Origin of the sequence: Rhodococcus sp. IEGM 1241, from assembly GCF_033142365.1 — a bacterium.
In the GTDB taxonomy this organism is placed as follows: Bacteria; Actinomycetota; Actinomycetes; order Mycobacteriales; family Mycobacteriaceae; genus Rhodococcus_F; species Rhodococcus_F erythropolis.
This window is the reverse complement of record NZ_JAWLSE010000005.1, coordinates 109,708-130,409: the sequence shown is the minus strand read 5'-3', so window position 1 is coordinate 130,409 and position 20,702 is coordinate 109,708. Positions and strand designations below refer to the sequence as shown.

General features: G+C 62.4%; 20 protein-coding genes. 14 read left to right on the top strand and 6 right to left on the bottom strand.

Annotation, left to right across the window (positions count from 1 at the left end):
- Positions 1–110: 110 nt before the first annotated feature.
- Both R4P70_RS21940 and galE read left to right on the top strand, forming a co-directional pair.
- Positions 111–797 carry a metal-dependent transcriptional regulator gene (locus R4P70_RS21940; protein ID WP_003942150.1) on the top strand — a complete coding sequence of 229 codons (687 nt, stop codon included), beginning with the start codon at positions 111–113 and terminating at the stop codon, positions 795–797.
- Positions 798–805: 8 nt separating this feature from the next.
- Positions 806–1,795: a UDP-glucose 4-epimerase GalE gene (gene galE, locus R4P70_RS21935; protein ID WP_019748233.1), complete on the top strand. Its 990-nt coding sequence runs from the start codon at positions 806–808 to the stop codon at positions 1,793–1,795.
- Here galE and R4P70_RS21930 read toward each other — a convergent pair.
- Both R4P70_RS21930 and R4P70_RS21925 read right to left on the bottom strand, forming a co-directional pair.
- The gene (locus R4P70_RS21930) at positions 1,792–2,922 is read right to left on the bottom strand and encodes a DUF4192 domain-containing protein (protein WP_317831772.1); all 1,131 of its coding nucleotides are present in this window, start codon (positions 2,920–2,922) and stop codon (positions 1,792–1,794) included. The two genes, galE and R4P70_RS21930, sit on opposite strands and share 4 nt — an antisense overlap.
- A 155-nt stretch (positions 2,923–3,077) precedes the next feature.
- A complete protein-coding gene (locus R4P70_RS21925) occupies positions 3,078–3,833 on the bottom strand; it encodes a sensor domain-containing protein (protein ID WP_029255254.1) in 756 nt (251 codons plus the stop codon).
- Between the two features lie 361 nt (positions 3,834–4,194).
- Between R4P70_RS21925 and R4P70_RS21920 the strand changes: the two genes are divergently transcribed.
- The 3 genes from R4P70_RS21920 (at position 4,195) to R4P70_RS21910 (ending at position 8,904) form a co-directional block, all read left to right on the top strand.
- A complete protein-coding gene (locus tag R4P70_RS21920) occupies positions 4,195–5,154 on the top strand; it encodes a proteasome assembly chaperone family protein (RefSeq protein ID WP_003942198.1) in 960 nt (319 codons plus the stop codon).
- Between the two features lie 181 nt (positions 5,155–5,335).
- Positions 5,336–6,373: an alpha/beta fold hydrolase gene (locus R4P70_RS21915; RefSeq protein WP_019748230.1), complete on the top strand. Its 1,038-nt coding sequence runs from the start codon at positions 5,336–5,338 to the stop codon at positions 6,371–6,373.
- Positions 6,374–6,399: 26 nt separating this feature from the next.
- Positions 6,400–8,904: a DEAD/DEAH box helicase gene (locus R4P70_RS21910; RefSeq protein ID WP_317831769.1), complete on the top strand. Its 2,505-nt coding sequence runs from the start codon at positions 6,400–6,402 to the stop codon at positions 8,902–8,904.
- Between the two features lie 53 nt (positions 8,905–8,957).
- On the opposite strand, the gene R4P70_RS21905 is transcribed toward R4P70_RS21910, so the two are convergent.
- Positions 8,958–9,365, bottom strand: a complete 408-nt coding sequence (locus R4P70_RS21905) for a DUF5997 family protein (RefSeq protein WP_019748228.1) — start codon at positions 9,363–9,365, stop codon at positions 8,958–8,960.
- A gap of 56 nt (positions 9,366–9,421) precedes the next feature.
- On the opposite strand from R4P70_RS21905, the gene R4P70_RS21900 reads away from it, so the two are divergent.
- From R4P70_RS21900 to R4P70_RS21880, 5 genes are all read left to right on the top strand, one after another.
- Positions 9,422–10,270 carry a LysR substrate-binding domain-containing protein gene (locus R4P70_RS21900; protein ID WP_317831765.1) on the top strand — a complete coding sequence of 283 codons (849 nt, stop codon included), beginning with the start codon at positions 9,422–9,424 and terminating at the stop codon, positions 10,268–10,270.
- A gap of 120 nt (positions 10,271–10,390) precedes the next feature.
- Positions 10,391–10,699: a type VII secretion target gene (locus R4P70_RS21895; RefSeq protein WP_021334291.1), complete on the top strand. Its 309-nt coding sequence runs from the start codon at positions 10,391–10,393 to the stop codon at positions 10,697–10,699.
- Positions 10,696–13,047, top strand: a complete 2,352-nt coding sequence (locus tag R4P70_RS21890; protein ID WP_317831762.1) for a hypothetical protein — start codon at positions 10,696–10,698, stop codon at positions 13,045–13,047. Before R4P70_RS21895 ends, R4P70_RS21890 begins: the two co-directional genes overlap by 4 nt.
- Positions 13,048–13,210: 163 nt before the next feature.
- Complete coding sequence (locus R4P70_RS21885; RefSeq protein ID WP_019748224.1) at positions 13,211–13,855, top strand: hypothetical protein; 645 nt, start codon at positions 13,211–13,213, stop codon at positions 13,853–13,855.
- Positions 13,856–13,932: 77 nt separating this feature from the next.
- Positions 13,933–15,333, top strand: a complete 1,401-nt coding sequence (locus tag R4P70_RS21880; RefSeq protein ID WP_029538056.1) for an FAD-binding oxidoreductase — start codon at positions 13,933–13,935, stop codon at positions 15,331–15,333.
- A gap of 28 nt (positions 15,334–15,361) precedes the next feature.
- Here R4P70_RS21880 and R4P70_RS21875 read toward each other — a convergent pair whose 3' ends face one another.
- On the bottom strand, positions 15,362–16,282 hold the full coding sequence (locus tag R4P70_RS21875) for a hydrogen peroxide-inducible genes activator (RefSeq protein WP_020907545.1): 921 nt from the start codon (positions 16,280–16,282) through the stop codon (positions 15,362–15,364).
- 229 nt (positions 16,283–16,511) lie between these two features.
- On the opposite strand from R4P70_RS21875, the gene R4P70_RS21870 reads away from it, so the two are divergent.
- The 3 genes from R4P70_RS21870 (at position 16,512) to R4P70_RS21860 (ending at position 18,402) form a co-directional block, all read left to right on the top strand.
- Positions 16,512–17,099 carry a peroxiredoxin gene (locus R4P70_RS21870; protein WP_003942119.1) on the top strand — a complete coding sequence of 196 codons (588 nt, stop codon included), beginning with the start codon at positions 16,512–16,514 and terminating at the stop codon, positions 17,097–17,099.
- 2 nt (positions 17,100–17,101) lie between these two features.
- On the top strand, positions 17,102–17,641 hold the full coding sequence (locus R4P70_RS21865; RefSeq protein WP_003942122.1) for a carboxymuconolactone decarboxylase family protein: 540 nt from the start codon (positions 17,102–17,104) through the stop codon (positions 17,639–17,641).
- An 80-nt stretch (positions 17,642–17,721) separates the two neighbouring features.
- Positions 17,722–18,402, top strand: coding sequence for a PhzF family phenazine biosynthesis protein (locus tag R4P70_RS21860; protein WP_003942237.1), 681 nt, complete (start codon positions 17,722–17,724; stop codon positions 18,400–18,402).
- On the opposite strand, the gene R4P70_RS21855 is transcribed toward R4P70_RS21860, so the two are convergent.
- Positions 18,388–19,086 carry a hypothetical protein gene (locus R4P70_RS21855; RefSeq protein ID WP_317831756.1) on the bottom strand — a complete coding sequence of 233 codons (699 nt, stop codon included), beginning with the start codon at positions 19,084–19,086 and terminating at the stop codon, positions 18,388–18,390. The two genes, R4P70_RS21860 and R4P70_RS21855, sit on opposite strands and share 15 nt — an antisense overlap.
- Positions 19,087–19,103: 17 nt before the next feature.
- On the opposite strand from R4P70_RS21855, the gene R4P70_RS21850 reads away from it, so the two are divergent.
- The gene (locus tag R4P70_RS21850) at positions 19,104–19,370 is read left to right on the top strand and encodes a hypothetical protein (protein ID WP_007732799.1); all 267 of its coding nucleotides are present in this window, start codon (positions 19,104–19,106) and stop codon (positions 19,368–19,370) included.
- A 3-nt stretch (positions 19,371–19,373) separates the two neighbouring features.
- Here R4P70_RS21850 and R4P70_RS21845 read toward each other — a convergent pair whose 3' ends face one another.
- Positions 19,374–20,597, bottom strand: a complete 1,224-nt coding sequence (locus R4P70_RS21845; protein WP_317831753.1) for an aspartate aminotransferase family protein — start codon at positions 20,595–20,597, stop codon at positions 19,374–19,376.
- Positions 20,598–20,702: the final 105 nt, after the last annotated feature.

Here is a 20,702-nt window from a genome sequence, read left to right as displayed (position 1 = left end):
GATCGAGTGACACGAATCCAATTCGGACACGCGCTGGACTCGCCGCAGTGGAGGCGGCACCGGAACCACGAACTGAACGGTAGAATGATCAACTGACGAAGGGGTTGAGTGTGAAGGATCTAGTCGACACCACGGAGATGTATCTCCGGACGATCTACGACTTGGAAGAAGAGGGCGTAGTCCCACTCCGGGCGCGGATCGCCGAACGGCTCGAACAGAGCGGACCCACCGTCAGCCAGACAGTTGCGCGTATGGAGCGCGACGGCTTGCTGATGGTCGCCGGCGATCGACATCTGGAACTCACCGACAAGGGTCGCGATCTCGCGATCTCTGTCATGCGTAAGCACCGGTTGGCAGAGCGCCTACTGGTGGACGTCATCGGTCTCAAATGGGAAGACGTACATGCCGAGGCATGCCGTTGGGAGCACGTGATGAGCGAGGAGGTCGAGCGTCGGCTCGTCGTCGTTCTGAACAACCCCACGACGTCGCCATACGGCAACCCGATTCCGGGCTTGGACCAGTTGGGACTCGACGGCCCGGTTGCCACCACCGAAACGTTGGTGCGCCTGACCGATATTCCGCACGGCGCACAGACAGCTGTGGTCGTTCGGCGACTCGCCGAGCACGTGCAGTCCGATCCCGAGGTGATCGCGCAGCTGCGTGACGCCGGCGTCGTTCCCGACGCCAGGGTGACGGTCGAAACCCGTCCGGGCTCGGTGACTATCATCGTGCCGGGTCACAGCGGGTTCGACCTGTCCGAGGAAATGGCTCACGCCGTTCAGGTCAAGCAGGTCTGAGGAACTAGATGAAACTCCTGGTCACCGGCGGCGCCGGTTACGTCGGCAGTGTGTGCAGCACTGTGTTGCTCGAGCGTGGACACGAAGTTGTCGTCATCGACGACCTCTCCACCGGAAATGCCGACGCGGTGCCTGCCGGTGCCGAGTTCATCGAAGGGGATGTGGGGGCGCTGGCCGCCGACATCCTCGGCAATGCGGGTTCTCCGGTTTTCGACGGCGTACTTCACTTCGCTGCGCAGTCGCTGGTCGGCGAATCCGTGCTGCACCCCGAAAAGTACTGGCGCGGAAACGTCGTCACGACCATCGAGCTGCTCGAGGCGATTCGTGTCTCCGGCACTCCCCGGCTCGTGTTCTCTTCCACCGCCGCAACGTACGGCGAGCCGGAGCAGTCCCCCATCGTGGAAACCGCTCCGACCCGCCCTACGAATCCGTACGGCGCGACCAAGCTCGCGATCGATCATGCGATCACCTCGTACTCGATCGCTCACGGCCTCGGTGCGACCAGCTTGCGCTACTTCAACGTCGCAGGTGCGTACAAGTCCGCCGGTGAGAACCGGGTGATCGAAACCCACCTGATTCCGCTCGTCCTTCAGGTCGCACTCGAGCAGCGAGACAAGATCTCGGTATTCGGAACCGACTGGCCCACGCCGGACGGCACCGCGGTACGCGACTACATCCACGTGCTTGACCTCGCCGAAGCGCATCTGCTGGCGCTCGAATCCTCGGTTCCCGGCGAGCACCGCATCTACAACCTCGGAAGTGGTGCCGGCTTCAGCGTGCGCGAGGTGATCGCTGCCTGTGCGCGGGTCACCGGCCTGCCGATCAACGTCGAAGACGCGTCACGACGGCTGGGTGATCCGGCCGTACTGATCGCATCGAGCGACAAGGCGATTGCCGAGTTGGGTTGGACGCCCACGCGTACCGATCTCGACGTCATAGTCGCCGATGCATGGCAGTTCCTCCAGGATCTGGGCGACCGCTCACACGCTGCTCGCTAGCTTCCACTCGGCAGCGCCGGCGGCAAGCCGGCAATTCCGAGCGATTCCCCGATGGACAATCCGACGGCCGCAAGGTCACGGATCCCATCGGGGTGCACACCGGATTGGAGCGATAAATCCAGCAATCCGGCCAAGGTATGTTCCGAATCGGCCGACAGAGCGGCAGACAGCGCAACACCTGCCAGGGGCCCGTCGCCGCGCACGTATGCAAAGAACCCGAGAAGTGTTGCCGGCCAAGCTCGTTCGGGAGACGGTACTTCATGGGTAAGTACGAGCCACAATTGCTCGGCATGTGCGGCAACCGACGTGATCGCCAGACCCAACACCACGTCGCGCACGTGAACGTCCGTCAAAGCGACCACCAGATCGGCGCATTCCTGCGGGTCAGGGTAGTAAGTGCCCGCCTCCACACGGCGGACTTGTTCCAATACCAGATCGACCCGGCGCTGAACTGCTGCATCACGGCTTGATCCTCCGCTGTACTCACTCGATTCTCGGCGGCTCGCGATCAGTCGGGCAATAGCATCGTGATTGCGAGCGGCACCGTGTACCCACCGGACCAGTTCCTCGCGCGAACGGCGAATGACCCTCCCGCCCAACACCTGCGCCGCCGCGACCGACGAAGATGCCGGGTCTGGCAGGGCGCCGCGGTGAATCGAACGCGTGACGCTCGTCCACGGCTGGTCAGATTCTATTGCGGCCGTGCACAATACGTCAGCCAGCTCGACGCAGGTTCCGCCGAGCATGTCTTCGAATACCTCGGCCAGCTCGATGGTTTCGTCGATGAGAGTTTCAGCTGTCGAGCAATTGGTGATCACCACGAGAACGACCGCACGCGCTCGTTCCCCGTCACACACGGCGGCGAACTGGCGCAGCGCCGCGCTCATCTGCCTCGCAGGCTTTCCCTTGACGCTGGGAAAGTAGTCGTGTCGCATTACCGGGCCGAGCGTCGAGGCGGAGGCGCCCATCAGAGACAGCGCAACGACGGAGTTGGACGGATGGAATCCCAGGAGGGCGGGTATTGCCGCGATTAATTCGCCTGGATCGGAAACACGTTCAACGCGTCCGAAAAGGGCCAGGTCGTCGTCGGAGAATTCGAATTCTCCTGGAAGAGGTGATGTGGTCATGCACAGACCCTCGCCGATCGCCCCGATGCCGCCATCCGCTCGACCAGGGAAAACAGCGACGTCGAATTCGTCTGTGGATTATCGAGTCAGTTGGGGACGAATGATCGCGCCGCACCGAAAAGGTCCGCTCTGTGTCGGACCCGTGTGCTGCGAAATCACTTGCCTGCTTTGACCTTCTGTACGGCTGCGGTGAACGCTTGATCCAGAGGTGCCGTCGAGGGCGTCGCAGAACCGAACGTCATCAGTGTTGTTGCTACCCGTACGTCGCCGACCTGCGCGATCAATGTCAGCATCGTCTGATCGCCGGCTGCGGCTTTGGGGGACACGACGGTGCGGCGAAGTGACATCGTCTTGTCGGCATCGATCGGCGACGGCGGAAGAATTTCCGTCGTCACTGTAGTGGTGACGCCGTTCGCAGTGACCGTCATGGATGGGCACTGGCGCGTTTGCGCTTCCAACTCGTCCAGTGGTGCATCGACCTTCGTGAGTTCGACCGAAATCGTTGCCCTCGTCGCATTGTCGGTCCCGACCGCCATCACGGTCCCGTTCGGACCGTAATCCTGTTCCGGTGGCTCACATTCGGATGGATCGACGGTGGCACCGCGTGGGACGCCGACTAGATCCGGCGCTGCCATCGGAACGGCCTGCGGGGGCAGCACAACAGCGCCGAAGGGCTCGGGAAATTCCTCGGGAGTCAGCAGCAGTTCGGACAACGGTGCCGCCGTTTTCGGAGAGGTGGATTTCGGCGTCGAGGATTTGGGTGCAGTCGTCGTACTCGGCGCCGCTGAGCCGCTGTCGGTCGCACCGGCAGTCGCCGGCGCGGAGTCCGGAACGGGTGCACCTTGGACCGACCCGGAGCAGCCCGCGAGTAGTGCAACGGCGGCCACCGCAGCAAGGGAGCATGCGGCCACTCGCCTGGACGATCGTGGACACACCCGCATGTAAGCCTCCGCACTCGACCTCGACCGATCCCGACAATCGACCAATGCATTTCGGACAAATCGGCCGTGCCGACCTTGTCTTCCACTCTGCCATGTCCGAAGCCGCGCACCCGACATCTAGCGAACGCCCAGGCCAAGTGTCGAAAGATACCGCTCGGCTTCGCTCTCGGCGAACGTCCGTCTCGTCGGATCGGGAATGATCGGTCACCGACTCGGTGTTCTTACCGATGAACGTCTGATCCAGTGCTGTCGGGCACCTGACTCCGATGCTGTCGAGCGTGCGCCGATAGTGGACACTTGAGATCAAGACCGAAGAGCGAAGGGGACTGCGATGGACGAACAGTCGAGGATGTACGAGCTGGAATTTCCGGCGCCCCAGTTGGCGGCTGCCGACGGCCAGGGACCGATCCTGATTCACGGACTCGAGGGTTACTCCGACGCCGGTCACGCCGTGAAGTTGGCGACGACGCATCTGCGCGAAAGCCTGGAAACCGAGCTTGTCGCGTCGTTTGCTGTCGACGAGCTGATCGACTACCGCTCACGTCGACCAACGATGACGTTCAAGGCCGATCATTTCTCCGATTACGACGCTCCGGCGCTCAATCTGTACGCACTGCGCGATACGGCCGGCACGCCGTTCCTGCTGCTCGCAGGGATGGAACCGGACCTCAAGTGGGAGCGGTTCACCACGGCCGTTCGTCTGTTGTCCGAACAGCTGGGAGTGCGTCGAACCATCGGGCTCAACGCGATTCCGATGGCAATCCCGCACACCCGACCGCTGGGTGTGACAGCACATTCGACCAACAAGGACCTGATCCAGGACCATCAGCGTTGGTCAGGTGAATTGCAGGTTCCCGGCAGCGCATCGTCACTCCTCGAGCTTCGTATGTCTCAGCACGGGCACGAGGCGATGGGCTTTTCGGTGCATGTCCCCCACTACCTCGCGCAAACGGACTACCCGGGCGCCGCAGAAACTTTGCTCGAAAACGTTTCCGAGGTTTCGGATCTGGAATTGCCCTTGGTTGCACTGGGTGAGGCCGCGGCGCGCGTTCGGGAACAGGTTAACGAGCACATAGCCGGGAACGAAGAAGTTCAGACTGTAGTCCACGCTTTGGAGCGTCAATACGACACTTTTGTCGCCGCTCAGGAACAACAGTCGTCCCTTCTGGCCGGCGAGGCCGACCTTCCCAGCGGGGACGAGATCGGCGCAGAGTTCGAAAAGTTCCTGGCCGAACAGGCAGGAAATGACGACTTCGGCTCAGCTGGAGACCTCGATCGAGGCGACAACTGACGAAAATGTGACGGGCGGGGCGCATAATTCGACATTGCGCGCATTCCGCAACCCCTCCGTTACCTGGGCTGTTGTTCAGGACACATCCGTCGGATAGCCTCAAACTCTGTGTGATTTTCGTTGACGGCTCAACAACTGGAGCAGACAGTCAACGTAGTCACACGCCGAGCCAGGAGGCGACATGAGCAGACCACGGAACCGTCAGCTCCGACCGGTCCCCGACGAGGAACCGCGGATGATGTTCCGGACGATTCACGGCTACCGACGCGCATTTCGGATAGCCGGCGAGGGTCCGGCAGTACTGCTCCTGCACGGAATCGGCGACAACTCGTCGACGTGGACCGAGATCATTCCCCACCTCGCCAAGAAGTACACGGTCATCGCACCTGACCTGTTGGGTCACGGCCGCTCCGACAAGCCGCGCGCCGATTATTCGGTAGCCGCGTACGCCAACGGCATGCGTGATCTCCTGTCGACACTCGGCATCGAGCACGTCACCGTCATCGGGCATTCTCTCGGCGGCGGCGTCGCGATGCAGTTCTCCTACCAATTCCCACACATGGTGGATCGCCTCGTGCTGGTCTCGGCCGGTGGCGTCACCAAGGACGTCCACCCGCTGCTGCGCCTCATGTCCGTTCCGGTGGTCAACGAGGTCGTCAAACTGCTCCGGATACCTGGCGCGATGCCGCTCGTCCGGATGGCCGGAAACCTTGCCGGTGTCGTTCACGGTTCGAATCTGCGCCCCGGCACCATGCTGCACGACACGCCAGACCTGATTCGAGTGCTCGCTGATCTCCCCGACCCCACTGCCTACGAGGCTTACCTTCGTACGCTGCGGGCAGTCGTGGACTGGCGCGGACAGGTCGTCACGATGCTCGACCGCTGTTATCTGACCGAGAATCTGCCGGTTCAACTGATCTGGGGCGACGACGACTCCGTCATTCCCGTCTCCCACGCTCACCTCGCGCACGCGGCGATGCCGAACTCACGTCTCGAAATCTTCCGCGGCTCGGGCCACTTCCCGTTCCGCGACGATCCGATGCGTTTCCTGCAGATCGTCGAAGATTTTCTTTCCAGCACCGCACCACTCGTCTTCGACGAGGCCCGCTGGCGTCACATGCTGATCTCCGGCGTCGGCGAGAACACCATCACCGGAACGTCGTCCACCCGCATGGCAGTGCTCGACGCCATGGGCTCGGACGAGCGAAGCGCAACCTGATCCGCGGTTGCGGCTAGCCTGTACGAGTGCTGCTGACGGAACTTCTCCCCGACAACGCGGATCCTGATTCCGTTTTCGACGCCTTCTCTTCGTGGACCCTCGAACGAGGTTTGACGCTCTATCCTGCCCAGGAAGAGGCCGTCATGGAGTTGGTCTCGGGTGCAAACGTGATCCTTGCGACGCCGACCGGGTCCGGCAAATCGATGGTAGCGATCGGCGCGCATTTCTATGCGATGTCGCTCGGCAAGCGCACCTATTACACAGCGCCGATCAAGGCCTTGGTGAGTGAGAAGTTCTTTGCGCTGTGTGAGGTCTTCGGTGCCGAGAACGTCGGCATGATGACCGGCGACGCCGCCGTGAACTCGTCGGCGCCGATCATTTGTGCGACGGCAGAGATCGTCGCGAATCTCGCACTGCGAGAGGGCCCGAACTCCGATATCGGCCAAGTCGTGATGGACGAGTTCCATTTCTACTCCGAACCCGATCGAGGTTGGGCGTGGCAGGTTCCGCTCATCGAGTTGCCGCACGCGCAGTTCCTCTTGATGTCGGCAACTCTCGGTGAGGTCGACTTCTTCTCCGAGGATCTGACGCGTCGCACCGGGAGGCCGACCACCGTCGTCTCCGGCACGGAACGCCCTGTGCCTTTGATGTTCTCGTACGCGACCACGCCGGTCGGCGAAACCATCGAAGATCTGGTGACCACCAACCAGTCCCCTGTCTACATCGTGCATTTCACGCAGGCGGCCGCGCTCGAGCGCGCCCAGGCACTGACGAGCGTCAACTTCTGTTCCAAGGCCGAGAAGGAAGCGATCGCCGAAGCGCTGGGCGGTTTCCGCTTCACCACGGGGTTCGGAAAGACACTCTCGCGCCTGGTCCGGCACGGCATTGGCGTTCACCATGCTGGCATGTTGCCCAAGTACCGACGGCTCATCGAAGTTCTCGCGCAGGACGGGCTTCTCAAGGTGATCTGCGGTACCGACACTCTGGGCGTCGGAATCAACGTCCCGATCCGCACGGTGCTGCTGACCGGTCTCGCCAAGTACGACGGCGTCCGCACACGGCACCTGAAAGCCCGCGAGTTCCATCAGATCGCCGGCCGCGCGGGTCGCGCAGGCTACGACACGATGGGCACCGTTGTCGTCCAGGCACCGGAACACGAAGTGGAGAATCTGCGGGCAGTCGCCAAGGCCGGCGACGATCCGAAGAAGATCAAGAAGATTCAACGCAAGAAGGCTCCCGAGGGGTTTGTGTCCTGGAGCGAAGCGACGTTCGACCGCTTGGTCGCGGCATCGCCCGAACCGTTGGTATCGCGATTCTCGGTCAGCAACTCGATGCTGCTCAATGTCATTGCCCGACCGGGCAACTGCTTCGACGCGATGCGGCATCTGTTGGAGGACAACCACGAATCGCGTCCGGCGCAACGCAAGCACATCCTCAAAGCGATCTCGCTGTATCGCGGATTGCTCAGCGCCGGCATCGTGGAACGCCTCGACGAACCCGACGAGTACGGCCGCATGGCTCGGTTGACGATGGACCTGCAACGCGACTTCGCCTTGAACCAGCCACTCTCACCGTTCGCCTTGGCGGCATTCGAACTTCTCGACGTCGAATCCGACAGTTACGCACTCGATGTCGTCTCGATCATCGAGTCGACGCTCGACGATCCGCGTCAGGTTCTGATGGCGCAGCAGCACTTCGCGCGCGGCGAAGCGGTGGCGCAGATGAAGGCGGACGGCATCGAGTACGAGGAGCGCATGGAGCTTCTCGAAGAGGTCACCTGGCCGAAACCGTTGTCGGACTTGCTGTTCCCGGCTTTCGAAATGTACCGGGGTGGCCACCCGTGGATCACCGAGTTCGCCCTCTCCCCCAAGTCCGTGGTGCGCGACATGATCGAACGCGCCATGACGTTTGCCGAATTGATCAGCCATTACGGACTCACCCGGTCCGAGGGCCTCGTCCTGCGCTACCTCGCCGACGCCTACCGCGCGCTGAGGCAAACCGTCCCGACCGAAGCGCGCACCGAGGAACTCGAAGACATCATCGAGTGGTTGGGCGAGCTGATCCGTCAGGTCGACTCGAGCCTGCTCGACGAGTGGGAGTCACTCACCGACCCCGGAGCCGAGGCAGACACGGAAGAGGTTGCGTTCGGCGCCGACATTCCCCGTCCCATCTCGGCGAACCCGCGCGCATTCCGCGTCATGGTGCGCAATGCGATGTTCCGACGCATCGATCTCGCGTCGCGTCGACAGTGGAACGAGCTGGAAAACCTCGAGGACGGTATCGAGGCCGCCGAGTGGGAAGAGCAACTACTGCCGTACTTCGAGGAGTACGCAACCATCGGAACCGGGCCGTCGGCGCGCGGTCCGGCGCTCTTCCAGGTCACTGAGGACGGAGAGTTCTGGCGGGTGCGGCAGGTGCTCGAGGATCCGGAGGGCGATCACGGATGGGCGCTGCTTGCCGTCGTCGACATCCCGGAATCGGATGCCGCGGGTGAAATCGTGTTCGACGAACTGAGCGTCGTAGAAGGCTAGCGCCTGTGCGCCTTTCCGGTAGTCATCGCTACCGGAAAGGCGCACAGGGGGCGTCAGCCCCTTCGAGCCTTCCGCGGCTGGTTACGACGCGCAGCGCGCTTTTCCTTGATGCGAACGTTTTCGGCCCGCACGTCGGCCTGAACAGCGCGTTCCTTTTCGAGCCAATCAGGCTTCTCTTCGAGGAGTGCGGCGATCTGATCCGTGGTGAGTGCTTCTTCGACGCCACCGCGGGCCAGGCCGGCGATCGATACGCCCAGCTTGGCGGCGATGACCGGGCGAGGGTGCGGTCCGGTGCGTCGCAGCTCCAGCAGCCACTCCGGCGGATCGGTCTGCAGAGCGGTCAGCTCGTCACGAGTCACGTCGCCTTCCTGGAACTGCGCAGGTGTTGCTTCCAGGTACACACCCAGCTTCTTGGCAGCCGTCGTCGGCTTCATCGTCTGGGGAGTTTTGTTCGACGTCATGCAACAAGAGTAACCAGCCGATACGGGTGCTTTTACCAAGGCGGTAGCCTTGCCTGGTGACAGACGCGGATAGTCAGGCAATTTTTCGACTCGCGTACGCCCCGGGGGTGACGCCCACCAAGTGGGTCCGGGTGTGGCACGAGCGGCTCCCCGAGGTGCGTCTGGAACTTGTTCAGTTCCCGGTTCTCGAACTCGAAGCTGCACTTCGCGCAGGTGAAGCAGATGCAGGGTTGGTTCGCCTGCCGATCGACCGGACCGGCATCAGCGCCATCTCGCTGTATGCGGAAACCCCGGTGGTGGTGGTACCGAAAGATCACGTGTTCACTACTGTCGATCAGATTTCCGTCGACGATCTGGCCGACGAGATAGTGCTCGATCCGCTCGACGACAGACTCGACTGGCCGACCCGTCCCGGAAAGACCGCCGCCGAGCGACCCGCGACCATCGCCGACGCCATCGAGTTGGTGGCCGCCGGCGTCGGACTTGTCGTGGTTCCCCATTCGCTGGCGCGGTTCCACCATCGCAAGGACCTGACCTTCCGTCCGGTGGACGGTGCGCCCGAGGCTCCTGTGGCTTTGGCATGGATGGAGTCCAAGACCACAGATCTGGTCGAGGAACTTATCGGCATCGTGCGGGGCCGAACGGCGCAGAGTTCCCGCGGCCGAAACGGTGAGCCGGCGGAGAAGATCAAGGGCTCCGTCAAGGCCAAGATCGCGGCCCGCGAGCGTCGCGCAGAAGCTGCCAAGAACGGGCAGAAAGCTAAGGGCGCCGGCACCGCAAAGAACATATCCGGACGCAACGCCGGTTCCGGTAAGGCCAAGGCGGGCGGCAAATCAGGCAGCGGCAAGTCCGGTGGGACCAAGAGTTCGGGTGGCCGGTTCTCCGGAAAGCAGAAGGGCCGCTAGGGCTTTCACACAACCCCCTCGACCGCGAGGACGATGACGCACCCCTCGAGGTCGGGTCATCTGGCATGCTCTATCCTCGATTCACTGTGATCTCGCAGATGAATTCGGGGGGATTCGTTCATGGGTGTGGATACTTTTTCAGCTGATCCAGCCGAATTGGCAAGTGCTGCGGAGGGGCTGACGGCATCTGCCGAGGAACTCGGTGGATTCTCGGCTTCGGAGGCCGCTACCGCCGCATCGGCCGGAGCCGCCGGGTCGGCGTTCGCTGCAGCCATAGCCGACAACGTCGTCACCGTCGACGAACTCGGCCGCGCGATCGGTGCGGGGATCACTGCTACCCGCACGAAACTGGAAAACTCCGCACGAGTGTTCGCCCGGGTCGACATCGCCAACGGCGCACGGATCGAGGATTCGGGAGACGTGCGATGACACTGTCGATCTCGCAGATCCGATCCTGGAATCTGGACGCCCTCGACAACTATGCCGGCTCCCTGGGCCGCGGACATGACGTATTCGACAGCAACGTCGACATCGCGCACCGCATCATGGACACCGCAACCAGCGATTGGAGCGGCAGCGCGGCGACCGCAGCATGGGATTCGGCAACCCAGCAGCATGCCTTCGGGCGAGACGCCGTCGCGATAGTCGGAGACGCCGGGCGCTGTGTCGCAGCGCAATCGGCAAACCTCCGGTACACCCGCGAAACACTGGTCAGCCGCGTCGACGACGCGAGCGCCGACGGTTTCACCGTCTCTGACGACGGCTCCGTCACCGCGACGCCCGCAACTCTGGCGAGCACAGATCCGCGCGGGGTAGAAGCCCGCCTCGAATATCACTCGTGGCGCATCGGCACGGCACTCACGGACGTCGACGAGACTGACGCGAGCGCCGCCAGAATCCTCACGGAGATCACCGCCGCAGGCACCTCGCTCATCGACCGCAAGGCCGATTTCGGGATCCCCGATGCAGCGTCGACCACCCCTTCACATCACGTTCGGTTCGATGGTCAGGGAGCCCACGACTCCGACATTCTCGCGCAGTCCCCGGGCGAAACACCCGAGAGCGAGGCGGCCAAGCAACGGTTGATCGCCGTGACGACTTTCACTCCGGAACAACAAGCGCAACTTGCTGCCGGCGGGCCCGTGGTCGTCGACCCGGAACAACTCGCCTACCTACGTGAGTTCTACGCCGATACCAACCTCGACGAGCTGAAGAATATCGGTGCAGGAGCCGAAGGATTCCGCACGGTCAACTTCCCCGATGCGAATGTCCCCGCCGACGCGCGAATCCCCAGCGCCCTCGCCTCGGGCATGTTCACCGTCTCCAATCCCAACGTCACCGACGGCAACGGCAACGCGGGCAGCCTCGACAACCTTCCGCCAGACGTCCGCAGAATCTTCAGCGACCCCGCGTACAGCTCGCAACTCCAACCCGGTGGGTACTCCACCACCGTGAACGTCAACCATTTCGACGATTCGAATGCACTCACGGACATACTTCGAAATGCAGACCCGGCGACACAATCCGGCAGCGCTCTGAGTTCTGCACTGCTCGATCGCAGCGCAGATCTCGCCCCTCTCCAATCGCAAACTTCATCGAGCGCCCCGATGCGATTGGTCTTCGACGACGACGGCCAGCCCGTCAGCAACGATGAGCTCGACTCCAGCCTCACCAAAGCCCTCGACGTTGCCACTCGGGACATACCTTCGAACGCCGACTTCCTCACCACCCCTGCTCATCAGGACGACGTGGTGAATCTGTTCACCCGCGAATGGAACGATGACGGACGAGCCGTCAGCGGCCTCACCGATTGGATCGGACCCGACGCCACCAACTCCAACCCAGCTGTTGCCGAACGGGCCGGCGCCTCTGCCCTTGCGCTCGCCCACAATCTCGCCGACAACAAAGGTGCCTACCTCGACATCGCCGGCCTGGACAACAGATCCATCGGAGAAATGAATCCCGCGTTGACACAATCCATTGGTTGTGCGGTGACCCCGTACATCGGGAATCTCGTCGGATTGGAACCCGATCAAACCGGTACCCTCGGTTTCGAAAATCTCGATGCCTACGACGACAGATTCGCCAATGCAAAATCGGTGATCGCGATCATCGACAGCGACCCCCACGCAGCCGCAAGTTTCAATGCGAACATGCTCGGAGCCGCGGGCCAACTCCAAGGGACCTTCGTCGAAACCAGCATGAGCGGAGACATCGCCGCGGGTTCTTCGCAATATGCAATATATGCGGGACGCGTCCAGGCACTGATGGACGGCGCTCTGGAGGAAGAAGCCCTCAACCGAACCGGTGACGCTGCGGCGGCGCAACAGGACATCATCAGCAGACGTGGGAAAACATACGACGAACTCGGTTGGCTGCTTTCCGGTGGTGCCGCCATGATCCCAGGCTTCGGACCACCGACCAGCGTTGCAGTCAGCATGCTGGGAGTCGAACTCAAAGATCACGTCCTGGGCTCCCCGGTCGAAGTTCCTCCGGCACAACTCAACTTCACAGACCAGCGTTCGGCTTCGACGACCCTTCTCGATTACCGATTGGTTCAGGCACTCGACAACGCCTACGGAAGAGAACACTTCGAGCAACTGAACGGTTTTCGAGTCAATGGCGATCCGAGCGAATCCCTCAGACCAGTCGATCTGGAGACCCTGGGTCTAAACGGCAAATTCGACAGCACGCTGCAGGACTATTTGACGTTTCGGGGATTCAATCGCGATACGTTCATGACCAACATGAGAGACGGACTCGACGATGTCGGATAGATTTCCTGCGTTTACAAGGCGAAACCACCGCACCGCAACCGCTCTTGCACTGGCATTCAGCATGGGATCATGTATCGCGGGTTGCGCGGCACCCAACTCAATCGAAAACGTCAGCGCCACAACCACGCCCGCCGCGTCAAACGTCTATGTACTACCGAGCTACATGACCGACTATCACAACCAATGGCTCGCAGACCCCGGCATCGACCTCTTCAGCGAAGAGGCCACCATAATCCGAGCATTCATAGAATCCGACTACATCGTTGACAGTAGTGGCGATCGCAGCGACGCCTACCACGGGTTCTCGAGAATCACTGCGAACACTCGTGGAACGGTCTCGAGCGATCGCCGCTACGGAGAACCCGCAGACACACCACCACGCGTCTACCGAGGTACCAGCATCAACCGGATCTTGAGTATTCAAACAATTCCCGCCGGATACCCTGGCGATTCGACCGTCGTCGCTTACGCCTGCTCCGACGCCTACGATACCGATTACGACGGCCGCAAACCGGATTCGTCGCGACTCCCGAGCAGTAGTTACGAGATCTGGATGCACAACACCGCTTCTACGGCTACCCCCTACCCTCGATTCGAAGGGCCCCGCAATGCACCGGAAGGGGACGTCTTCGGCGGCTGGATCGTCGACAAATTCACCAGCTCCACCAGCGACCGTGTGCAACAGGAGACTTGCTCTGACTGGTTCAAATCGCGTCACGACGGGAATCGACTCCGGATGAGCACCGACTTCGCCCCACCCCTCGTCCTCCCCAACTACCCCGGCTGGCCAGAAGATGCGGCCCGGTAGGGGCCAGGGCAACGGTGCCGCGCCCAAATCTGACCAAGTCAGGACCTCAGCGGCGCTGCCGGACGCATGATGGAGTGATGACGGTCGAAAATTCGTATGCCTTGGACGAACTTGTAGCGGCACTCCCCGAGGGAGCCGTCCTGCTGGATCCGGATGTGACCGCGGGCTACCGCCAGGACTGGGCCGCCGACCCGACCGCCGGCCATCCCGCTGCCGTGGTTCGCGCAACGTGCACCGAAGACATCCAAACAGTGATGCGCTGGGCAACCGCCAACCGCGTACCGGTGGTTCCCAGAGGTGCAGGCTCGGGCCTTTCCGGTGGATCCAGCGCCGTCGACGGTTGCATAGTGGTCAGCACCGAGCGAATGCGACAGATCACGATCGACCCGGTCGCCCGTGTGGCGGTTACGCAGCCCGGTTTGATGAATGCCGAGGTCAAGAAAGCAGCCGCAGAGCACGGACTCTGGTACCCACCTGACCCGTCGTCCTTCGAGATCTGTTCCATCGGCGGCAATGCAGCCACCAACGCCGGCGGACTCTGCTGCGTCAAGTACGGAGTTACCACCGACTACGTTCTCGGACTCCGGGTCGTGCTGGCAGACGGGACAGCGGTCAGCCTCGGAGGTCCACTTCTCAAGGACGTCGCCGGACTCTCCCTCACCAAACTGTTCGTGGGCAGTGAGGGAACTCTCGGCATCATCACGGAAATCACGTTGCGTTTGATTCCCGCGCAGCCGCCCGCATCAACCGTCGTCGCGTCGTTCGACTCGGTACAAGAAGCTGCGGACGCGGTCTTGGCGATCACCAGCAACATGCGTCCGGCGATGCTCGAGTTCATGGATCATGCCAGCATCAATGCCGTCGAGGATTCGGTACGCATGGGTCTGAACCGCAAGGCTCACGCACTGCTGCTCGCGCAGTCCGACGCACCCGGCGCGGCAGGCGTGCTGGAAATCGAGACGATTGTTCAGGCGTGCGAAAACAACGGAGCCACCGAAGTATTCGCCACCGATGACCAGGCCGAAGGTGACGCTTTTGCGGCGGCACGGCGGGCAGTGTTCCCGGCAGTGCTCGCGATGGGAAGTCTGCTTCTCGAAGACGTGGGCGTTCCCATGCGCGCACTCCCGCAGCTGGTAACCGGGGTCGAAGCCATCGCCGACGACCTCGACGTCCTGATCTGCACGGTGGCGCACGCCGGAGACGGAAACACACACCCGCTCATCGTCTTCGACCCCGCAGACCCGGACATGTCCGAACGCGCACAGATCGCATTCGGACGGGTGATGGATCTCGCCATCGCGCTCGGCGGCACGATCACCGGCGAACACGGGGTCGGTCGACTCAAGCGCGACTGGCTGCCGTCACAGTTGGGTGAAGACGTCATGGCCCTCAATCGCAAGGTCAAGGATGCGCTCGACCCGCTGGGAATTCTCAATCCCGGAGCCGTCATTGCCGCGAAAGAAGGCTCTCTCGACTAGCTTTCACGTCGACGTCGAACGAGTTACGTCATCGAGGAACCGTCGGGCTGACCGAACGGACCAGCTCGGCCAGCTGACGGAATCCTTCTGCTCGGCCACTCGACGAGCGGAACACGACGCCGATCGTGCGACCTGGAGCCGGCGAGGCGAAATGCGCCGTCGACAAGTCCCCGCGTCGAACCTCCACGGCAACAGCCGATTCCGGGACCAAAGTCACCCCGAGTCCCCCGGCCACACATTGCACGACTGTCGCGAGAGAGGTAGCCCGCGTGTCGCCGGCAAGCGGATGGGCGTCTACCGAACGGCACAGATCCAACGTCTGGTCGCGCAGGCAGTGGCCGTCGTCGAGCAAGAGCAACGGCAGCGCGTCGAGCACGTCCGCCGTGAGATCGACACGTCCGGCCAAGGAATGATCGTTCGGCACGACCATCACGAAATCCTCTTCGTACACAGGAACTTCCACCAGGCCAGGTGTTCCGGCAGGAAGCGCCAACACCGCGACGTCGAGCGCTCCCGATCGCAGGGCATCAAGCAAGCGCGCCGTTTGATCCTCGACTATTTGCGGCGCCAACGACGGTAGCTTCTCGCGCAGCTCCGGCAACAACCCCGGAAGAATGTACGGCGCAACGGTCGGGATCAACCCGATGCGTAGCGGTCCGGTCAGAGAGTCGCCGGAGCCGGCCGCGCTCGCGACGAAACCGTCGGCAGCCTCGAGGATTTGCTTCGCCTGACCGAGCAAGCGCTGTCCGTCCGCGGTCACGAGCACGCGCCGCGTACTACGTTCGATCAGTTTGACCCCTAGTCCCGCCTCGAGAGCCGCCAGCGCCTGCGACAGTGTGGGTTGGCTCACACCGGAACGTGCTGCGGCAGTACCGAAGTGCCGGTACTCGGCCACCGACACAAAGGCACGCAGCTGTGACAAGGAAGGTTGATAAGTCTGATCAGACATGCCTATCAGTGTAGTGCCACCCATCACCTTTACCTTTTGAACGGTTTGATGCAGAATGGACTCATACCAAAAAGCGCCGGTCACAACCTCGACACTCCAGTCGAAACCGTCCGACCCGCTGACGGTGACAAACCCTCTCGATCCAGCACGTTCGGCCGTCACAGTCCGAACAGCCGGATCGTGTGCGCAAGAAATTCCTGTTCACGAGACACGTAGGAGAATGAGACACATGGCTCTGCTCACAATCGGCGACCAGTTCCCCGCTTACAACCTCACGGCTGTCATCGGCGGCGACCTGTCCAAGGTCGATGCCCAGCAGCCCGATGACTACTTCACCACCGTCACCAGTGACGACTACGCAGGCAAGTGGCGCATCGTCTTCTTCTGGCCCAAGGACTTCACCTTCGTGTGCCCCACCGAGATTGCTGCATTCGGCAAGCTCAACGAAGAGTTCGCAGACCGTGACGCTCAGGTTCTCGGCGCTTCCGTCGACAACGAGTTCGTGCACTTCCAGTGGCGTGCACAGCACGAAGAGCTCAAGACCCTCCCCTTCCCGATGCTCTCGGACCTCAAGCGCGAGCTTGCCGAGGCCACCGGCGTCCTCAACGCCGACGGCGTTGCAGACCGCGCGACGTTCATCGTCGACCCCAACAACGAGATCCAGTTCGTCTCCGTCACAGCCGGTTCCGTCGGCCGTAACGTCGACGAGGTTCTCCGCGTCCTCGACGCTCTCCAGAGCGACGAGCTGTGCGCATGCAACTGGAAGAAGGGCGACCCGACCATCAACGCCGGCGAGCTCCTGACTGCGAGCGTCTGAGTATGAGCGTCGAGAACCTCAAGAACTCGCTTCCCGAGTACGCGAAGGACCTCAAGCTCAACCTGAGTTCCATTGCGCGCACGACGGTCCTGAACGAGCAGCAGTTGTGGGGAACGCTCCTCGCAACGGCCGCAGCCACCAAGTCTGCGTCCACGCTCAAGGAGATTGCTTCCGAGGCTGCCGACAACCTGTCGGCAGAGGCATACAACGCCGCTCTCGGCGCAGCGTCAATCATGGGCATGAACAACGTCTTCTACCGCACCAAGGGCTACCTCGACGGTAAGTACGACGACCTTCGTGCCGGCCTGCGGATGAACATCATCGGCAACCCGGGCGTCGACAAGGCCGACTTCGAATTGTGGTCGCTTGCAGTGTCCGCGATCAACGGCTGCAACCACTGCCTCGAAGCTCACGAGAACACCCTCCGCCAGGAAGGTGTCGACCGCGAGGTCATCTTCGAAGCGATCCGCGCCGGTTCCATCGTCGCGGGCGTCGCACAGGCTGTCGAAGCCAACGAGATCCTCTCTGCCGCACAGGTCTGATCACCCGGACCTGAGTGCAGTTCGAAAAGCCCTCCCCACCGTGAAGGTGGGGAGGGCTTTTCGCGCGCTAGGGTGGACCGATGGGTATCGAGGTGAGTGTGGTCCGGGTCTTCACGGACGAGAACGGCAAGCACGGGAATCCGTTGGGAATCGTCGACGCGTCCACGGTTGCAGAATCGGATCGACAAGCCGTCGCGAAGGAACTCGACTACAGCGAGACCATCTTCATCGACGTTCCGGATGACGGCGCCTCGCGTGCGCGGGTCCAGATCTTCACTCCGGCAGCAGAACTCCCCTTCGCCGGACACCCGACCGTCGGTGCCACGTGGTGGCTGGGCGAACAGGGCCGTCGCGTGAGCGCCCTCGACGTTCCTGCCGGCAGTGTCGACGTCCGCCAATCCGGCGCATTGACGTGGGTACGCGCGCGTGCCGAATGGGCACCGGAATTCGCGATCTATCCGATGGACACGGTCGACGACGTCATCGACGCAGATCCGTCCGACTACGAGGCGGATCATTCGTATCTGTGGGCATGGCAGGACAAGCTCGAAGCTGCCATCCGCGCACGCATGTTCGCACCGGTGATGGGAATCGCCGAGGACGAGGCGACCGGATCTGCAGCGCTGCGCATCACGGACCGATTGAGGAAATCACTGCTCATCACCCAGGGACGCGGATCGGTGCTTCACACCACCTTCTCTCCGGAAGGGTGGCTCGAAGTCGGCGGCCGCGTCGTCGCCGAGCCGTCACGAACCTTGTGAGTACCCGGCGGGATTGCGTCCGGCCTCGAGGTCACGTGCGCTGAATGACACCGAGATCTCGTCACCGAGCGCAACTCCCGGCGCGAGGGGCAACTGATCTCCACTCCAGAACTTGCCCGGATCGAACCAGTTGATACGACGATTACCGACAAGCAGACCCATCGCCTCATAGGTCTTGGCAACCACTTCGGCGCAGTAGGCGCTCTCGACGTCCACTGCGGACACGTCGGACTTCTTGCGCAGCTTCGGGATTCGGCCTCCGAACCAGCGTGAGGCAAGCTTGGCCGTCGACGGGAACGGCGTACCGTCCAGCCGTGCGATCGTCTTGAGCAGAGCGTCTTCCTGCTCCCGGGTGATCTCGTGGTCGAGCTGGCGCAACCATCCACGCTGCCCGTACTTGGCTCCCCAGACCTGAACCGCCGATCGCAGATCGTGCAGTTGGACACCACGCTGGAAGCGTCCGGTCCACATGTCCTGCAGCGAGTGACCGAGTTCCGCATGCCACATCAGCGGCGGAAGGTCGTCGATCACGACCGACATTCCGACGTGGTTGACCGGGCTGTTGGTCAGCGTCTGGATGGCCCGGTCCGCCGTCGACTCTCCGCGGAAGATCCAGATGTCGCCCGTGCGGGTCGCCGCGGCGGCCTCCTCGAGACTCACCTGCGAAAGCAATCGTCGGTCCATGCCTCTAGCGTAGAGGGATGAAACTCCCTACTCCTCTGCGCGCCTCGCACGTTTGGAAACTGGTCGGCCTCGCCGGTGCAATGGGCGTTGCCGCCACCGGGGTTCTCGTTGCGCGCGGCGAACGCCAGCGTCGGGCCTACTCTCCGGACGAAATTCGCTCGGTACTGCACGAGCGGTACACCCAGGCCTACGCCAAGCAGTCGGAACAAGAGGTTCTGGAACTCGAACCTGCACCCAACGCTGTGCGGCGCCGAATCGAGAAACTCTTCCGGCGCCGCAACTGAAACTCATCCGAGAGCTGCGAGGATCCCTGCTGCCATCTCCGCGACCTGATCGTCGGTCATGACGAACGTCGGCGAAATCTGCATCGCACCCTGACCCGCCGCGCGACCCGAAATACCGTGCTCACGCAACGTCTTCACGAACGGCAACGCCTCCGCCGGATCAGCCAACTGCACCGCAGCGACCGCACCGAGCCCACTACGAACCTCCGCCACCCGCGGATGCTCGGCCAACGGCTGCAGATGCGTATGCAACGACGCCTCCAGACGCTTCGACTCCCCAAGCAAATTCTCACGCTCGAGAATGTCGAGGTTCGCCATCGCCGCCGCAGCAGCACCGGCATGCCCGCCGTACGTGTAACCATGACGCCACCACGAACCCGCATAGAACGGCTCCGCCACCCGCGGCGCGATGAACACCGCACCCATCGGAACGTAACCGGACGTCAAACCCTTTGCCGTGGTCATCATGTCGGGCTGCAAATCGAAGCGGGTGGACGCGAACCACTCGCCGCCGATACGACCGAAACCGGTCACGACCTCGTCGACGACAAACAGAATGTCGTGCTCGCGGCAGATGTCGCGCACCTCGGCCAGGTACCCCTCCGGCGGAAGATACACCCCACCGGCACCGATGATCGGCTCCGCGAAGAACGCGGCGATCTTGTTCGCACCGATCCTCTCGATCAACTCGAGCAGACTCTTCGCATCATCCCAGCCGACTGTGGCCGCATCCGCCATCAGCTCGCCGTACCCCTCACGGTTCACCGGAATACCCGCCAGAGCTGTTCCCGCAACATGCATTCCGTGGTACGCCTTCTGACGACCGACGATGATCGCCTTCTCCGGCTGCCCCACCTCGTGCCAGTACCGGCGAGCGAGCTTCGCCGCAGTGTCCACCGAATCCGAACCACCCGAAGTGAAGAAGATCTTGCTCCCGGCAACCGGCGCGATCGTCGCCAACCGCTCCGCCAACACCTGCGTGGTCTCGGGAACAAAATCACCGAAGTTGGAGAAATGAGCGATCTTCGACAACTGAGCCGCCACCGCGTCCGCGATCTCCGTGCGCCCGTGCCCGACATTGGTGAACCACAGGCCCGCCGTCGCATCCAGATACCGAGTGCCCTCGCGGTCCCAGATGTACGCGCCCTCACCGCGAGAGACGACAAACGCGCCGTTCTTATCCACAGCGCCCATGTCCGCGAACCCGTGCCACAATGCCGAAGCCATCATTGTCCCCTTCGAATACAAACGATGCTGGTGTGCAAACGATGTGCTGCGACTATATCGACACCGGGAATCGGCGCACGACGGCGCTCGCCGGGCACCGGCATT

Bases quoted from the DNA above. Each gene is read 5' to 3' on its own strand.
- R4P70_RS21870 (WP_003942119.1), top strand. From the start codon at position 16,512: ATGGCTCTGCTCACAATCGGCGACCAGTTCCCCGCTTACAACCTCACG.
- galE (WP_019748233.1), top strand. From the start codon at position 806: ATGAAACTCCTGGTCACCGGCGGCGCCGGTTACGTCGGCAGTGTGTGC.
- R4P70_RS21860 (WP_003942237.1), top strand. From the start codon at position 17,722: ATGGGTATCGAGGTGAGTGTGGTCCGGGTCTTCACGGACGAGAACGGC.
- R4P70_RS21930 (WP_317831772.1), bottom strand. From the start codon at position 2,922: ATGACCACATCACCTCTTCCAGGAGAATTCGAATTCTCCGACGACGAC.
- R4P70_RS21915 (WP_019748230.1), top strand. From the start codon at position 5,336: ATGAGCAGACCACGGAACCGTCAGCTCCGACCGGTCCCCGACGAGGAA.
- R4P70_RS21850 (WP_007732799.1), top strand. From the start codon at position 19,104: ATGAAACTCCCTACTCCTCTGCGCGCCTCGCACGTTTGGAAACTGGTC.
- R4P70_RS21845 (WP_317831753.1), bottom strand. From the start codon at position 20,597: ATGGCTTCGGCATTGTGGCACGGGTTCGCGGACATGGGCGCTGTGGAT.
- R4P70_RS21895 (WP_021334291.1), top strand. From the start codon at position 10,391: ATGGGTGTGGATACTTTTTCAGCTGATCCAGCCGAATTGGCAAGTGCT.
- R4P70_RS21905 (WP_019748228.1), bottom strand. From the start codon at position 9,365: ATGACGTCGAACAAAACTCCCCAGACGATGAAGCCGACGACGGCTGCC.
- R4P70_RS21880 (WP_029538056.1), top strand. From the start codon at position 13,933: ATGACGGTCGAAAATTCGTATGCCTTGGACGAACTTGTAGCGGCACTC.
- R4P70_RS21885 (WP_019748224.1), top strand. From the start codon at position 13,211: ATGACCGACTATCACAACCAATGGCTCGCAGACCCCGGCATCGACCTC.
- R4P70_RS21920 (WP_003942198.1), top strand. From the start codon at position 4,195: ATGGACGAACAGTCGAGGATGTACGAGCTGGAATTTCCGGCGCCCCAG.
- R4P70_RS21875 (WP_020907545.1), bottom strand. From the start codon at position 16,282: ATGTCTGATCAGACTTATCAACCTTCCTTGTCACAGCTGCGTGCCTTT.
- R4P70_RS21890 (WP_317831762.1), top strand. From the start codon at position 10,696: ATGACACTGTCGATCTCGCAGATCCGATCCTGGAATCTGGACGCCCTC.
- R4P70_RS21865 (WP_003942122.1), top strand. From the start codon at position 17,102: ATGAGCGTCGAGAACCTCAAGAACTCGCTTCCCGAGTACGCGAAGGAC.
- R4P70_RS21855 (WP_317831756.1), bottom strand. From the start codon at position 19,086: ATGGACCGACGATTGCTTTCGCAGGTGAGTCTCGAGGAGGCCGCCGCG.